This window comes from Ensifer sp. Root558 (assembly GCF_001427045.1).
In the GTDB taxonomy this organism is placed as follows: domain Bacteria; phylum Pseudomonadota; class Alphaproteobacteria; order Rhizobiales; family Rhizobiaceae; genus Ensifer; species Ensifer adhaerens.
This window is the reverse complement of record NZ_LMGC01000008.1, coordinates 117942-133697: the sequence shown is the minus strand read 5'-3', so window position 1 is coordinate 133697 and position 15756 is coordinate 117942. Positions and strand designations below refer to the sequence as shown.

15 protein-coding genes and 1 pseudogene are annotated in these 15756 nt (G+C 61.3%); 3 read left to right on the top strand and 13 right to left on the bottom strand.

The annotated features are described in order from the left end of the window. From ASD63_RS11230 to ASD63_RS11220, 3 genes and pseudogenes are all read left to right on the top strand, one after another. A pseudogene (locus ASD63_RS11230) lies at positions 1–555 on the top strand (amidohydrolase family protein); the annotation flags it as partial. Between the two features lie 320 nt (positions 556–875). Next, positions 876–1313 carry a DoxX family protein gene (locus ASD63_RS11225; RefSeq protein ID WP_034802058.1) on the top strand — a complete coding sequence of 146 codons (438 nt, stop codon included), beginning with the start codon at positions 876–878 and terminating at the stop codon, positions 1311–1313. Then, positions 1310–2908: an MFS transporter gene (locus ASD63_RS11220; protein ID WP_060529288.1), complete on the top strand. Its 1599-nt coding sequence runs from the start codon at positions 1310–1312 to the stop codon at positions 2906–2908. The genes ASD63_RS11225 and ASD63_RS11220 overlap by 4 nt, the downstream gene beginning before the upstream one ends. A gap of 89 nt (positions 2909–2997) precedes the next feature. Here ASD63_RS11220 and ASD63_RS11215 read toward each other — a convergent pair whose 3' ends face one another. The 13 genes from ASD63_RS11215 to ASD63_RS11155 all read right to left on the bottom strand — a co-directional run bounded on the left by ASD63_RS11215 (position 2998) and on the right by ASD63_RS11155 (position 15357). Further along, positions 2998–3249 carry a hypothetical protein gene (locus ASD63_RS11215; RefSeq protein WP_234798841.1) on the bottom strand — a complete coding sequence of 84 codons (252 nt, stop codon included), beginning with the start codon at positions 3247–3249 and terminating at the stop codon, positions 2998–3000. A gap of 200 nt (positions 3250–3449) precedes the next feature. Continuing rightward, the gene (locus tag ASD63_RS11210; RefSeq protein ID WP_034802064.1) at positions 3450–3833 is read right to left on the bottom strand and encodes a RidA family protein; all 384 of its coding nucleotides are present in this window, start codon (positions 3831–3833) and stop codon (positions 3450–3452) included. Positions 3834–3844: 11 nt separating this feature from the next. Further along, complete coding sequence (locus ASD63_RS11205) at positions 3845–4231, bottom strand: RidA family protein (protein WP_060529287.1); 387 nt, start codon at positions 4229–4231, stop codon at positions 3845–3847. A 26-nt stretch (positions 4232–4257) separates the two neighbouring features. Beyond that, entirely contained in the window at positions 4258–5718 is a 1461-nt protein-coding gene (locus ASD63_RS11200; protein WP_034802112.1) for an NAD-dependent succinate-semialdehyde dehydrogenase, read from the bottom strand. A 14-nt stretch (positions 5719–5732) separates the two neighbouring features. Then, complete coding sequence (locus ASD63_RS11195; protein ID WP_051659610.1) at positions 5733–7118, bottom strand: aspartate aminotransferase family protein; 1386 nt, start codon at positions 7116–7118, stop codon at positions 5733–5735. A gap of 39 nt (positions 7119–7157) precedes the next feature. After that, the gene (locus ASD63_RS11190; RefSeq protein ID WP_060529286.1) at positions 7158–8207 is read right to left on the bottom strand and encodes an ABC transporter ATP-binding protein; all 1050 of its coding nucleotides are present in this window, start codon (positions 8205–8207) and stop codon (positions 7158–7160) included. 15 nt (positions 8208–8222) lie between these two features. Then, positions 8223–9053, bottom strand: a complete 831-nt coding sequence (locus tag ASD63_RS11185) for an ABC transporter permease (RefSeq protein ID WP_060529285.1) — start codon at positions 9051–9053, stop codon at positions 8223–8225. Further along, positions 9050–9901: an ABC transporter permease gene (locus ASD63_RS11180; RefSeq protein ID WP_060529284.1), complete on the bottom strand. Its 852-nt coding sequence runs from the start codon at positions 9899–9901 to the stop codon at positions 9050–9052. The genes ASD63_RS11185 and ASD63_RS11180 overlap by 4 nt, the downstream gene beginning before the upstream one ends. A gap of 125 nt (positions 9902–10026) precedes the next feature. Beyond that, positions 10027–11100, bottom strand: a complete 1074-nt coding sequence (locus tag ASD63_RS11175) for an extracellular solute-binding protein (protein WP_029742656.1) — start codon at positions 11098–11100, stop codon at positions 10027–10029. Between the two features lie 104 nt (positions 11101–11204). Next, positions 11205–12176 carry a dipeptidase gene (locus ASD63_RS11170; RefSeq protein WP_034802078.1) on the bottom strand — a complete coding sequence of 324 codons (972 nt, stop codon included), beginning with the start codon at positions 12174–12176 and terminating at the stop codon, positions 11205–11207. An 11-nt stretch (positions 12177–12187) separates the two neighbouring features. Continuing rightward, positions 12188–12904, bottom strand: a complete 717-nt coding sequence (locus ASD63_RS11165; protein WP_034802081.1) for a hypothetical protein — start codon at positions 12902–12904, stop codon at positions 12188–12190. Next, entirely contained in the window at positions 12901–14637 is a 1737-nt protein-coding gene (locus ASD63_RS11160) for a hypothetical protein (RefSeq protein ID WP_060529283.1), read from the bottom strand. The genes ASD63_RS11165 and ASD63_RS11160 overlap by 4 nt, the downstream gene beginning before the upstream one ends. Then, complete coding sequence (locus ASD63_RS11155; protein WP_029742651.1) at positions 14638–15357, bottom strand: IclR family transcriptional regulator; 720 nt, start codon at positions 15355–15357, stop codon at positions 14638–14640. Between the last annotated feature and the right edge of the window lie 399 nt (positions 15358–15756).

Genomic DNA, 15756 nt, shown 5'->3' with positions numbered 1-15756 from the left:
CAGGGCGAGTACTTCGTCGAGCGCTACGGCCATGGTGTCGCTGAAGCGACGCCGCCGGTGGCCAAGATGCTGGCAAAGGGCGTCAACGTCTCCGCCGGCACAGACGCTACCCGCGTCGCCTCTTACAATCCTTGGGTTTCGCTGTCGTGGATGGTGACCGGCAAGACTGTCGGCGGCATGCAGCTCTACCCGCGCGCCAACTGCCTCGATCGCGAGACGGCGCTTCGGATGTGGACCGAGAAAGTGCAGTGGTTTTCAAACGAGGAAGGCAAGAAAGGCCGGATTGAGAAAGGGCAGTTCGCCGACCTCATCGTGCCGAACAAGGATTTTTTCAACTGCGCCGAGGACGAGATTTCCTTCCTCACGTCAGAGCTCACGATGGTCGGCGGCAAGATCGTCTATGCGGCCGGCGAACTTGCCTCTCACGACGAGAACAAGGTGCCGCCGGCAATGCCCGACTGGTCGCCGGTCCGCACCTTCGGCGGTTATGCCGCCTGGGGTGAGCCCGAGGGCGCCGGAAAGCGCTCGCTCCGGCGCACCGCGATCACGTCGTGCNCATGGCCACGATCATGCCGGCGCCTGGACGTCGAAACTGCCGATCGCCGACCTTAAGGGTTTCTTCGGCGCGCTTGGATGCTCCTGCTGGGCGGTGTGAAGGCACGCAAATCATGCATGAACACCAAAACGGGCAGCTCGGTCGCTGCCCGTTTTGGTGTTTGGCTGGAGCACATGCAATGCGCTTCTATTGTTGCAAAAAATGCAATTAAATAGCAAATATTGATGCAATTGTTGGTAGGGAACTTCCCGGTCAATATCGCTCTATCAGACGAACCACATAGCCGGTTTCAGAGACAGCGACGATCGCAGGAGCAAAAATGATCCATCACCCGACCTCTTCAATCCGTGGGCATTTTGCCGAAGTCATCGCGGCTCCCGCAATGCGGACCGCGGCGCTGCTTGCCCTTTGCGCCGCCTACATTCAGGGGCCGCTTGCCAAGACCTTCGACTTTGATGGCGCGATCGCCGAGATGGCGCATTTCGGTCTTCATCCGCCGGCGTTCTTCGCGGTTGCTGTCATCGGCTTTGAGCTTGCGGCTTCGGCCATGGTGGTATCAGGCATCCTGCGTTGGGCTGGCGCGCTGTCACTCGCGGGGTTCACTCTTCTTGCAACCTTCATTGCCCTTCGCTTCTGGGAAATGGCACCGGGCATGGATCGCACGATGGCCGGCAATGCCTTCTTCGAGCATCTCGGCCTCGCCGGCGCATTCGTCATTGTCGCCTCAATCGATCTGACAAAAGGAGATCGCAAATGAGCGACAAAAAATCTGTCGGCGGAAGCTTCGCTCCCCTGGCTCAACCGGTTTTCGCGGTCCTTTGGACGGCCACAGTCCTGGGCAATACCGGCAGCTTCATGCGTGACGTTGCCAGCTCGTGGCTCATGACTGACCTGTCCGCTTCAACTGCCGCAGTGGCGATGGTGCAGGCGGCGGGAACCTTGCCTATTTTCCTGCTCGCCATCCCGGCCGGTGTGCTCACCGACATCCTCGATCGGCGCAAGTTCCTGATTGCTGTTCAGATCTTGCTTGCCTCCGTCAGTATCAGTTTGATGGTTCTGGCGCAGACCGGAATGCTCTCCGTCAGCGCACTGATCGGTCTGACCTTCCTCGGCGGCATCGGTGCGGCACTGATGGGGCCGACCTGGCAGGCGATCGTTCCAGAACTGGTCAAGCGAGAAGACGTCAAAAGCGCCGTGGCGCTGAACTCACTCGGGATCAATATCGCACGATCGATCGGCCCCGCGGCAGGCGGACTTTTGCTTGCCGCGTTTGGCGCAGGCGTCACTTATGGTGCCGACGTGGCCAGCTACATCATCGTCATCGCCGCGCTTCTCTGGTGGCCACGGGCAAAAAGCGCCAACGATGCGTTGTCTGAAGACTTCTTTGGCGCATTCCGTGCCGGTCTCCGCTACACCCGCGCCAGTCGTCCACTGCATGTCGTCCTGCTGCGTGCCGCGATCTTTTTTGCCTTTGCGAGCGCGGTCTGGGCACTTTTGCCGCTGGTCGCCCGCCAACTCCTGGGTGGGGACGCAAGCTTCTACGGCATTCTGCTCGGCGCTGTCGGTGCCGGTGCGATCGCAGGAGCATTGGTCATGCCGAAGCTGCGTGACCGGCTGAGCGCCGATGGACTGTTGCTCGGGGCGGCCGTTGTCACCGCGATCGTCATGGCCGTACTTTCGCTTTCCCTCCCGAAGTGGGTTGCCATCATCGCCCTTCTGTTCCTCGGTGGCGCATGGATCACCGCGCTGACAACCCTCAATGGCGCAGCACAGGCCGTTCTCCCCAACTGGGTGCGTGGTCGCGGTCTCGCGGTCTACCTCACCGTTTTCAACGGGGCGATGACCGCCGGCAGCCTTGGCTGGGGTGCAGTTGGCGAAGCAGCGGGTATCCAGGGGACGCTGCTGATCGGCGCTGCCGGACTGCTTGCCGCCGGCTTCATCATGCACCGACTGAAGCTGCCAGCCGGCGATGTGGATTTGGTGCCTTCGAACCATTGGCCGGAACCGCTTGTTGCCGAACCTGTCGCTCATGACCGTGGTCCCGTCCTGATCCTGATCGAGTACCAGGTCGAAAAACATCACCGCCGCGCCTTCCTCCATGCGCTCGACACGCTCTCCCAGGAACGTCGCCGCGATGGTGCCTATGGCTGGGGCGTGACCGAAGACTCCGCCGACCCGGAAAAGATGGTTGAGTGGTTCATGGTGGAATCCTGGGCGGAACACCTTCGCCAGCATCAGCGGGTTTCCAACGCCGACGCAGACTTGCAGGGCAAGGTTCTGACCTATCACAAAGGCCCGGAGAAGCCAGTGGTTCGACACTTCCTGAGCATCAATCGGCCTGGTCAGGCCTGATGTGACGACATCGGGGAGGGGAGCGCAATGCTCCCCTCGTGTTCGTGGGGAACCGTTTGGTTCGGAGCGGCCGCCGCAAGACCCCTTGCTCAAAACCTCAGCCCACCTGTTCTGCGGCGCAACCGCACCGTCAAAGGTTTGAGCCGGCTTCCGTCGAGGGCATAGATCACGTCTAGCGCCTCTCGCACTGAGTTGCCGTAGGTGCCGCCTTGCGCCGCCCCGGCGCGGACCCTGAACTTGCCCTTCATGAATTCTGGCGTGTCGAATGACTTGGACGAACCGGTCACCCGAGCCGCCTCGTCTCCAATCTCCTTCTCGGTCGCCACCGGCACATCACGCATGAGCGCTCTGTGGTGGAAGCCAATCAACGGATGAAGAAGGAACGGAAGGCGGCGTTTCCACATACGTTCGTGGCATGTCTGTCATTGTTAAAAAGACTTGGTTAGGGACCAGGTCCCTTTTCTCGGTAGAGGCCGGTGCCGCCGGTTGCCGTCTTCTATCTCTTTTGGACAGACAGCGCCAAACAGGCGAGACACCATCGTCACGCCGAGGAGGAAAGGACAGCCGTTGCGAGTACCTCAAGGCGTATTCCGCTGGAGAGAAGATCGACTACGACGGTGGCACGAACCGGATAAGGTGCAGTAAAGAACTCCCGGTAAATCCTATTCATGCCGCCTGCATCCGCCTTATCCGTGAGATAGGCCTGGATCTGCACAACATCGGCAAGTGTTCCGCCGGCCGCTTCGAGCGCCTGTCGGAGGTTCAGGAACACCTGGCGTGCCTGTGTCTCGATGTCACCGGTAATGGGTTCGCCCGTCGTCGGATTCTTTGCAATATGCGCGGATCGCACGATGCGGCCTGCCTTGACCGTAGCGCTCAAAGGCGCCTTTGACGAAGCGATACCGGTTTCGACTTTCTCAAACATGATCGGCCACTTTAAGCTCTGTTGCCGAGAACGGCGTGGGCAAGGATTTCGATGCGAAGGCCTTCGGCCAAAAGCTCCTTTACCACCACGGTCGCACGCACCGGATAGGGCTCCTTGAAGAACTCGGCGTAGACCGTGTTCATTCCTGGTGCGTCCGATCTTTCAGTGAGGAAAACCTGAACCTGCACGACATCGGCCAGCGTGCCGCCCGCAGCACGGATCGCGATGTCGAGATTTCCAAGCGTTCGGCGCGTCTGGGTTTCGATGTCACCTGTGACGAGGTCGCCATTCTCCGGGTCTTCGGAAATATGGACCGACCAGACGAGATTGCCGGCGCGCACGACCTCGCTGACTGGCGCGTCTGAGGGGTCTGATCCGGTATCGATGGCTTCAAACATTTTGTTCTCCAAGAAAGTAAGGCTGCTCATTCGGGCCGCGCGTCGAAGCGGGTCACGAATTTCGTGTTGAGATAGCCGTCAAAGGTTTCAGTCCCACCTTCGCTACCATAGCCGCTGTCGTTGATGCCACCGAAAGGCGTTTCGGGTAGCGCCAGGCCGAAGTGATTGATGCTGACCATCCCGGCGGCAAGCGCTTTTGCGGCGTGCTGGGCTCGACTGCTGGAGGCGGTGAACACGTAGGACGCAAGGCCGAAAGGAAGGCTGTTGGCGCGCCGCATCACGTCGTCAAAACCAGAAAAAGGCGCGACGACCGCAATGGGTCCAAAGGGCTCCTCGTTCATCAGCCGCAACGCGTCGGAACCACCGGCAACCACCGTCGGCGCATAGAAAAAGCCGGCGTCGCCGATGCGACTGCCGCCGGTCACGATCTCCGCTCCCCGTTCGCGGGCATCCTGTACGAAGCCTTCCATAGCCGTGACCCGGCGGGCGTGGCAGAGCGGACCCATCTGCACTCCTTCGGCAAAGCCATAGCCAACCTTCGTGGCGGCCACCTTGTCGGCGAAGCGCGCTAGGAAACGGTCATACGCTCCTGTTTGAACGTAGAAGCGGGTCGGCGAAACGCAGACCTGTCCGGCATTGCGGACCTTTTGCGCGGCAAGCGCGTCGGCAGATGCTTCAACGTCGGCATCGTCGAAGACGATAACCGGAGCGTGGCCGCCAAGCTCCATCGTGGAGCGCTTCATATGGCGGCCTGCGAGCGAAGCAAGCAGCTTGCCGACTTCGACGGACCCCGTAAACGAGATCTTCTTCACCTCGGGCGCCGAAAGCAGCGTTTCGGAAATATGCGAAGACGATCCCCAGACGATATTGAGGCAACCGTCCGGCAGACCCGCCTCCTGCATAAGCCGGCCGATCGCGACCGTGGAGGAGGGCGATTCCGCCGGCCCTTTGAGGATTATCGTGCAGCCGCTTGCCAAGGCTGCCACGACCTTGCGCAGTGCCTGGCTAAACGGGAAATTCCAAGGGGTAAATGCGATGCAGACGCCGACGGGTTCGCGCGTGAGCGCCTGCTGTACACGTGGATCTCGCGAAGGGATAAGGCGACCATAGATGCGCCGCGCTTCCTCCGCATGCCAATCGGCATGGTCGGCGGCAAATCGGATCTCACCGATTGCTTCCGCCAGCGGTTTGCCCTGGTCAAGCACCATGTTGCGGCCGACCTCCTCGGCGTGCGTGCGAGCAAGATCGGCGAAGCGCCGCAGGATCTGCCCGCGGTCGAGCGGTGAGCGATCCTTCCAGCTTCCGAACGCCCGCTGCGCGGAGGCGACGGCCGCCGCTAGGTCGGCGTCGGTGGCGCAGGGCAAATAGCCGATGACCGCTCCGCTTGCCGGGTCGATGACCGCGTCCTGCCCCTCGGTCTCGTAAATCCAGCGGCCGCCGATCAGCATGCCGAGCCGTTCATAGGAATGTGGCGGACGGGTGGACATGTCGATCTCCGGCATCACGCGATGTAGCCTTGGCTGCGCGCCCACGAAAGCGTGTCGTCGAGAGCAAGCTGCATGCGGGCCATGAGATCGTCGATCTCATTCTCCGAGATGATCATGGCCGGGCACAGGCTCACCATGTCGCCGAGACCACGCGTGAGGACGCCGCGCTCGGTTGCGAACTTGCCAGCATGGTTGGCGACCTGCCAGGCAGGTGGGAAGTTCTCTTTCGTTACCTTGTCCTTGACGAATTCGAGGCCGGCGACAAGACCCACACCGCGGGCTTCACCTATCAGCGGATGTTCGCCAAGCTTTCGTATGCCCTCCTGAAAGCGCGGGCCGACGGCGCGGACGTGGGAGACGATGTCGACCTCCTGGTAGATAGTCAGGGCCTCCAGAGCCACGGCCGCGGCGACCGGATGACCACCATAGGTAAAGCCATGCGAGAATGTTCCGATCTTGCGGCTCTGGTCGAGGAGGACGTCAGAGATCGTCTCGTTGATCATCAGCGCGGAGATCGGCATGTAGGCGGCCGAAAGCTGCTTTGCGCAACTGATCATGTCCGGTTTCAGCCCGTAGGTTTCCGACCCGAACATGTTACCGGTACGCCCAAAGCCGCAGATGACTTCATCTGCCACCAGAAGGATGTCGTACTTCTTCAAGACCGCCTGGAGTTTTTCGAAGTAAGTCTTCGGCGGTGTAATCACTCCCCCAGACACCATGACCGGCTCGGCGAAGAAGGCCGCCACCGTTTCCGGACCCTCTTCGAGGATCATAGCCTCGAGATTGGAGACAAGCCGGGTTGCAAAATCTTCCTCGCTCTCACCAGGTTCTGCAAACCGCCAGTAATGCGGGCAATCGGTGTGGAGGATGTTGGCGATCGGCAGATCGAAATCACGGTGGTTGAACGGAAGACCCGTGAGGCTTGCAGTCGCCACCGTTACGCCATGGTAAGCCTTGCGGCGCGAAATGATCTTCTTCTTCTCAGGCCGTCCGACCGCGTTGTTGTAGTACCAGACCAGCTTGATCGCCGTGTCGTTCGCTTCGGAACCGGAACCGGCAAAGAAGACCTTCGACATGGGTACCGGCGCCATTTCGAGCAGCTTCTCTGCAAGGCGGATACCCGGTTCCGTCGATTTGTGGGCGAAGGAATGATAGAATGGCATCGTCTTCAGCTGCCGCGTCGCCGCTTCCACCAAACGCGGCTCGCTGAAGCCGAGCCCCGCGCAGAAGAGGCCAGCAAGACCCTCGATGTAACGTTTTCCCTGATCGTCGACGACGTAAATGCCCTCACCACCGGTGATTACATGCGGCCCCACTTCCTGGTGAACCGCAAGGTTGGTGTAGGGGTGCACGAGACTTTGCCGATCCAGGGCGTGAAGGGAGTTGGGACGGTCGTTCATGGCAGGCTCCAGGGTATGCTTGATTGCGCTTTGCGATTGTCAGGCGATGACGTGCACATCTTCGCTGCGCCAGGTGACGTGGCACTCGGAAGCACCGTCGAGCCTTCGTGCATCGACGCCGGGCACGCGCATGCGGATCGCTTGCGCGCCGAGTTTGCCGATGACCAGCAGGTTGTCACCATAGTTGATAGTGCTGTCGATCTTCATCGCCTGACGGCTTGGGTCCGCTCCATCGGCGAGGCGGATCATCTCGGGGCGCAACAGCAATTCGGCTTTGCTGTTGCGGTCACCGCCTGCGGCTTTGGTGTCGACGACGCCGACTGGCGTCTCGTAGCGGCCATCGCCAAGCGAGGAAGCGGCGAGGATGTTGCTGTCGCCGATGAAGGAGGCGACGAAGCGGGTCTTCGGCGCGAAGTAGATCTCGTTTGGGGTGCCGACCTGTTCGATGCGCCCCTCGTTGAAGACGGCGATCCGGTCCGACATTGTCATGGCTTCCGACTGGTCGTGGGTGACGTAGACCATGGTGACGCCGAGGTCGCGGTGGATGCGCTTCAACTCCACCTGCATGTGCTCGCGAAGCGCCTTGTCGAGCGCGCCGAGCGGTTCGTCGAGCAGAATGATATCGGGCTCAAAGACGAGTGCGCGGGCAAGGGCCACACGCTGTTGCTGTCCGCCGGATAGTTCCGAGGGAATGCGCTTCTCGAAGCCCTGGAGGCCGACCTTCGCCAGTGCCTCCCGCGACCGCCGTTCTTTCTCGGCCTTTTCCACGCCGCGCATGCGCAGGGGAAAGGCGACGTTGTCGGCGATCGTCATGTGCGGGAAGAGGGCGTAGTTCTGGAAGACCATGCCGATATTGCGCTTGTGCGGCGGCAGCTTGTCGATGGCGCGTTCGCCGAGGCGGATTTCTCCGCTCGTCGGATGCTGGAAGCCGGCAATCATCATCAGCGTCGTGGTCTTGCCGGAGCCGGAGGGGCCAAGGAAGGAGACGAACTCGCCAGCCTTGATGTCGAGCGAAACGTTGTCGGCCGCCATATGCTTGCCGTCGTAGCTCTTGTTGACGTTGCGGAGTGTGAGAGAACGGGCGTTCATGGCTGTGCTCCTTGATCAGGATGCCGCCGCAGCGGTGTTGGTGGCGTCGTTTTCGAGCGGCTGACGTGTGGTCCCGGACCGGCGACGCACAAATTGCGGCGCAAGCCAGACGCAGACGCCAGCCAGAACGAGGAGAAACAGGAAAGAGGATGCCGCCGAGATGGTCGGGTCTGCCTCCTGGCGGACGGCGTTGAACATCTGGCGCGGCAAGGTCGCCCTGTCGCGGCCGGAGATAAACAGCGCAATCACCGCTTCGTCGAAGGAAGCGATAAAGGCAAAGAGGCCGGCTACGGTGAAGGCGGGACGCAGGATCGGGAAGGTGACCAACCGGAATGTCGTGAAGGGCGACGCGCCAAGGTTCATGGCAGCCCGCTCGACGGACCGGTCGAACCCTTTGAGTGCCGCCGTCAGGATCAGTGTCGCCATCGGCATGGCGATGCAGCTATGGGCGAGGATGACGCCAAGGTAACTCTGCACGAGGCGAAGTTGACCGAAGTACATGTAGTAGCCGAGCGCCATGACGATAGTCGGCACGATCATTGGCAGCATGATCAGGAGATTGAACAATTCACGGCCGAGGAAGATATGCCGCACCAGTGCGAAGGACGCGGGGATCGCAAGGCAGAGCGTCACCAGTACCGTTCCAAGACCGATGATGACGCTGTTGATGAGCGGCTCAGTCCAGTTGGGGTCCGAGAAGAAGTTGATGTAGTTGGCAAGCGTGTAGCCGGGCGGCGGGAAGGTCAGCGACGCAGCCGAGCTGAACGACATTGGGATGACAATGAACATCGGTGCAGCGACAAAAAAAGCGATGAGGAGCGCAAGCGCGCGAACGAACGGGTTCATCGGCCACCTCGTGCCCATAGCCGGTCAAGTCCGAAGAAGCGGTTGTAGAGCGCGTAAACTGCGAGCGTCAGACCGAGCAACACGATCGAGATTGCCGAGCCAAGCCCGAAGTCGAGTGTCTGTTCGATCTGGTCGCCGATGATACCTGCGATCATCTGGTCGCGCGGGCTGCCGAGCAGCACGGGCATCACGTAGAAGCCGAGGCAGGAGATGAAGACGAGCGTGCAACCGTTGACGATGCCCGGTGCCGAAAGCGGCAGATAGACTGCGAGGAAGGCACGAAGCGGGCTCGCGCCGAGGCTTTCCGAAGCGCGAACATAGAGAGGATCGATGCGCTTCATGACCGAGAACAGCGACATGGTCATGAAAGGAATGAGCGCATGGGTCATGGCAAGCGTTGCGCTGAAGGTGGTGAAGAGTAGCTTCGGCGCAGGATCGAAGCCGAGCCAGGTAAGGAGTGCCGTGACCGGCCCCTGGTTGCCGAGAATGACCATCCAGGCATAGGTGCGCACGAGATAGCTCGTCCAGAAAGAAAGGGCGACCACGGTCAGGAGAAAGGTGGCGAAGCGTTTGGATCCGTTGGCCGCAGCATAGGCGAGCGGATAGGCGAAGAGGAGCGCAAGAGCGGTGACCAGGAAGGCGGTCCTGAACGTCTGATAGAGCACGGACGCAAACAGGCTCGAATGTAAAAGCCGTGCGAAGTTCTGCAGGCCGACCACCGGCTGCGAGATGCTCATCCAGCCGACATAGGCAAGCGGCACCAGGAAGAACACCGCAAGGAAGACCGCTGCCGGGGCCATCAGCGGTATCGGCCCCTCCGCAATGGGCGAAAACGATCTCTGTTTCATGTCAATGCTCCCTCAGTACCGATCGGGAAACCCCGATCCCATGGCGGCGGCGGGCCGTCCCTAGGCAATGCACCTGTTTCTTAGACCAACCCGGTTCCGTTTCTCGCGGAACCGGGAGGGTTGCATCAAAGACCGACCCAGCTCTCGAACCGGCTGCTCAACTCGTCGATCTGTGCCGTCAGCTTGGCGCCATCAAGCATGACGGCGCGGGCGAGGTGATCGGGATAAGTCGGCATGGTCTTGGCCACCTCAGCTGGGATGAAATCGAACGATTTCGGGTTCATCGGGCCATTTTGGTCGGCGATGCAGAACTTCGCGAGGCCTTCGGCATTCTGGCCGATATGGCTGATCAGCTTGAAGCCGTTTTCGGCACGCGGGCTATCCTTGGCGACGATCCAGCACGCCTGGTCGACGATCGCCTGGTCCCAGACGATCTCGATCGGCTCTTTCGAAGCCTTCTTCGCGCCGGCGGCATCGCTGTCCCAAAGGCCGGCCATGTCGACCTCGCCGTCGGTCAGGATCTGGCGGGCCTGCGGGCCTGCCGTCCACCAGACACGCACGTTGTCCTTGACCTTGTCGAGCGATGCGAAAGCGCGGTCGAGATCATAAGGGAACAGTTGATCCGGGGAAACGCCGTCGGCGAGCAACGCGATTGCGAGAACGCGGGCGGCGTGGCGCTGCAGGCTGCGGTTGCCCGGGAATTTCTCGACGTTGAAGAAGTCGGCCCAGTTCTTCAAACCATCCGGGTACTTGGTTTTGTTGAACGCGAGCTGCGTGGCAAAGCCGTGGGTCGAGAGGCCGTTCTCATAGATGGCGCCCTGCCAAAGTTTGGACGCATCGACATGGTCTCCGAGCGTTTCCAAGAGGCCGGCTGCATTCGCACGGGCGACGTCGGCCACGCCCAGTGTCGTGACGTCGAATTCAAAGACGCCGGTCGTCTTTTGCGCAGCAAGCTTGGCGAATGAGATCGGCGAGACCGTGCGGATCTCGATGCCGGTGTCGGCCGTGAACGGATCGAAGAGGAACTTCTTGACGGAAACTTCCCAGTCGCCACCCCAGGTGTTGACATAAAGTACATTGTCCGCAGCACTTGCGCGGCGCACGAGGGGTGAGGCAAGCATGGCGGCCCCAAAAAGGCCAGCACCGAGCACTGCGCGTCGCGACATCGGTATTACCGATGCTTTCTTGAACGTGTCCATTCGTTGTTCTCCTTAGTCGAACGGTCGTTGATTGCTGTTCCCCGTGGCCGCTCGCGAGTCTGGCGGCGGCCCTTCTTTCGTTGGAGTTTCGTTTCCCTAATCGGTCAGTCGGCGCGGAAGACCTCACCGTAAAGACGCAGCCAGTTGCCTCTGAGGATCTTGTTCACCTCTTCCTGATTGAAACCGACCCGAAGAAGCGCCGGCGCCACGTCCTGAAGGTTTTCCGGTTTCAGCAGCCATTCCGGCTTTGGCACGGCTCCAGGCGTGGCCGCCGAACCCGCGCCGTACTGAACGGATCGTGTCCAGCGGCCCTTTCGCATCCAGTCGTAGTCACGCTGGGTGTGGTTGTGGGAAATGTCGGTGCCGATGCCGACGTGGTCGACGCCCGCGATATCGACCGTTCGCGCCACCATCTCGCACCAGCCGTCGACCGTGGCGCAGGCGCTGGCGGGCGTGATGTTGCGGTAGGCTACGCAACCGATCACACCACCGCGGGCGGCAAGCGCCTTGATTACGCGGTCGGACTTGTTGCGCTTGTGCTCAAAGAGCGAGGCGGCGTTGGCATGAGTGATGGCCACGGGCTTTTGCGACCATTCGATCGCGTCCAGCGTCGTCTTGTCGCCGACATGCGACAGATCGACCAGTATGCCGACCCGGTTCATTTCGCGCACGACGTCCCGGCCGAACCGGGCCAGGCCGCTGTCATTTTCCTCGTAGCAGGACCCACCGAGTTCGTTCTGGTTGTTGTAGGTTAGCTGGACAACGCGCACACCAAGTTCGGCAAAGAACTCCACATAGGCGATGCGGTCTTCGAAGAGATTGGAGTTCTGATAGCCGAGCACAACAGCGAGCTTTCCTTCCTGCTCGGCGCGCTCGATATCGGCGGCGGTGCGGGCGATCAGGATGATGTCGGCGTTCTCACGCTCCATGTCGCGCCAGCGGGCAAGGGAATCGAGCGATTCCATTGTCCCCTCCCAGAAGCCGAGCGTCGGGGTGACGGCGCTGTAGCCGCCGCGTTTCAGGGCCTGGAAGGACGAGCGGTCAAAGTGGCCGCATTGCAGAGCATCGATGATCATGGTTATTCCATTCAGTGTTTGCCGGAAGCAGCGCTCTTGGGCGCGTCGGCCAGAAGCAGGGAAAAATCGGTCTCGTCTTCGTCCTGGCGGCCGATGACCTTGCCGTCGGCCTCGACGATGATCGGGCCGGCATGGCGACGCGAAAGATAGCTGTCGGGCGCGAGGGCTTCCGCCGAGCGATGGTAGAGTTCCCACCAAGTCGCTGCGTCCACGGCAACGCCATTGCGGCGGATCTTGTCGAGAAGGGCGATTTCATCGGGATCAGGCGCTTGTGTGACGGCGATAGCCGCGCGGTCGACGTCGACGGCGACTGTTGCCTTCAGGCTGAAGCGCTGCGCGAGTGCCTCGATGACTTTGAGTTCGCCGATGTCTTTGGCGTTACGCACGGTGACAACGCCGCTGCCGCCTGTCTTCATGTTTTCGACCGCGAGCTCGAGCGCTGCATCGGCGGCGAGCCAGGCATGCTGGCCGCCACAGTCGATGACGGGGTCGCCCGATACGTCGAGTGACAGGGCCTTTGGGGTGGCCTTGCTGATCGTCTCGAGCGTTGCGGTCAGACGCGAAAAGCCGCCAAGACCGAGGGCCGCAGAGTACACGGCACAATCCCTAAGGGCCGGGACGAGGCCGCTTTCGATGCGCGTGACCTGGAGGAGACGCTCGAACACCATGCGCATCTCGCGCAGGCTCACAGTCATCGAGTTCGAAAGGTTGGACTGGCAGGTGCTCACAGGCTTGGCTCCGCAGGATAAAACCACAGCGCGTCGGCGTTTCCAGAAGCAATGTCTTCGGGAAGAGGCGCGCCATGAAACAGGACGCCGCGCAGGTTGCGGTCGAGGAAGTCGCGTGTCTTGTCGATGCCGTGAATGCCGACATTGAGAAGGCGGGTGATATGGGCTGGCGTAAACGAGCCGCTCATGATGTCGGCGTGCGGCGAATGCAGGCTGGTGCCGGCAAGCGCCTGGACGCGGGTGACGATGGCGCGGTGCTGCGGATGGGCGAACAGGAAGCGCGCCGTGCTGAGGTTGGGGTCAACCGCAGAAAGGTCGCGGTCCAGCGCCACCACGAGACGTGGCAGGTCGAGGCCGAGATTGACGACATCGTGACCGACCTCCGTTGCAAGGCCGCGACGCGGTTCTTCCGCGGTCACTGACTTGTACCAGACGTAGCGCTCGCCGGCCGGCACCTCGAGATTAAGATTGAACGCCCATGCATAGTCATTGCGAACCAGGTCGCGCAGCCGGTGCACCGGCATCTCCGGGCGCCCCGTCAATTCCTCATCGATGACCAGGCCCCCGACCAGGGCGTCGGCTTCATCGGGGACGAGTTCGATCAGCAGCGAATGAAGGGTTTCCATCGCCTCCGCGTGAACGCGGCCCTCAAGCGAGGCCGCAAGCTCTGCGAAGGGCTCTGCCTCGAAGCGGTTGCCCCCCTGCCAGCGTTGCAGAAGGTCGGCGACAGCGCGCCGGATGGTCTGCAGCTCTTCAGCAAGCACATCGGAGCGCGTGAAGTTCTCGTAGGCCGCACGGTCCTGGCTGCGGAAAATGATCGCCTTGTCGACGAGGGCAAGCAGCTTGGCAATCTCAGAACCAGAGTCATCAGGAAGAACCGCCTTGGCTCGCGCAATGGCCTCTTCGCGAATAAAGAGCCAGCGTTCGATCAGCCGCGGGTGGTTGTTGACGAAGAGCATCAGGCCGAGAGCCGAGCCGTTGCCGACGCCGAGGAAACGGCGAAGGTCCTTGGCCATGTCGGGACCCTGCGGTGAGCCAAGGCGCACAAGGTGCTGCAGCAGGTCCTGGGCAAAGACGCGCATCATGTAGGCGCACAGCATTTGCGCGGCGAGCGACCAGCGCAGGGGGTGATCTTTTTCAAAGGCAAGGAATGTCTTGGTTCCAAACGTGCCGTTGCCGTCGAGACCTGTGTTGCGCATGAGGTAGCAGGTCTGCGCCAGCTCAGCGACGTCCGGCTGCCTTCCTGACGCAAGCGCCTGGCGTGCACTCTCGAAGAAGCGACCGCTGCGGTTGGAACGGCACCAAATGAGCGTGCCGGCTGTGGCGCGTCCCTCATAGAGCTTGGGAAGCTCAGCGCGCGTCGTCTCGAAATCGGCCCGGCTCATATCGCCTTCGACCAGCGCGCCCATCATGTCCCAGGCCCGGCCAATGATGCGGCCGGTGCGGCCGTGGGGTGAGGGCTCAAAGGAATAGACGGGAAAGCTGAAGCGCCATCCGCCAATATCGATGCGGTATTCAGCGACACCGTTGCCCTTCTCATCGATCTCGAAGCGCTTGCACTGGATTTGCCAGCGACCGCGGATTGCCTGGCTGAGCAATGCGCGAGATGCGCTGACACGCGACGGCTGGATCGCGGCCAGGCGTTCGGGCGCCATCATTTCTCCGGCTGAACGCATTAGCCGCGCGATGCGGTGGGTGTCCGATTCCGGAGCAGGTCTTCTAAGGGCAGTCATTTATTGGTCTCCTCGCATGCGTCCAGAGCTCGCCGCCGCTGCCGCGACGACGATCCCAGCGCATTTTTCAGTGTCAAAACCTTGGAACGGGCCCGAAAGGGCCAGTGCTCCAATGCACTCGCCCTGCGCATCCAGGATCGGGGCGGCCACAGCCGAGACAGTGCGCGGGCCCTCGACTTCGGAAATTGCGTATCCCTGCTGGCGAACCAGCGTCATCATCTCGTCATCGGGCAGGCTCACGCCCTGCACCCGAAGGCGCTCGATGATTTCCGGGCGTGCATGCGAAGCGAGGACGCGGCCAAATGCCGTGCGATCAAGTCTCAGATGCGCACCAACCTTGAGGTCGGCCCGAAGAACACCGCGCGATTCCACCCGGCGAACGATGACCGCATCCTTGCCATCGAGGACAGCAAGCGAAGCCGTTTCACCGCTCTGCGTCACCATTTCCTCGAGAACCCCCGCAAAGCGCGCGCCGAGGTTGGACTGCTCCAACGCCATCGCTGCGTGACTGACGACCCGCAGTGTCAGCCGGTAGCGACCGTCCTGCGTCTGCTCGATCCAGCCCGCTTCGACCAGCGTGACGAGGCGCTGGTGGGCAGCGCCTCGGGCTTCTCCGAGCTGCTTGGCGACCTCGGCCAGCCGCATCGGTTCCGCGGCGGCCGCGACACAGTCGAATGCAGCAAGTGTCTTCAGCACGGATGAAAGGGGGCGGACTGCCATTCGAAATTTCTTCCTTCTTCCTATTGTCCAACATTAGAAGACGTTGTATATTTATGTTGGACGAAATGTTGATATCTGTCAACTTGGGAATCGTGTGGCTGGGTGAAAAATATCTGCGCCCGAGCGCGCTCGCGGCTGACCAGGCGCTAGCAGTTTGAATGTGGCAACATCTTCGACGAACCCACGCAATGCACCGCTCGTTGCTGGGCCGGGCATTGGGGCTGGCTTGTCGGCGGACCACTTCTCAAAGACATCTGGACCGGTACCCACATTGGCAAGGCAAAGGCCACGCGAACCACCAGGTAAACTTCTGCGGCCGGTTGCGCCGGCTTCCGCTGGAGCGAACTCAAAACTGGCTAGGACATTGGGGCAAGGTCAATCGTCGATGATCGGTCGTGA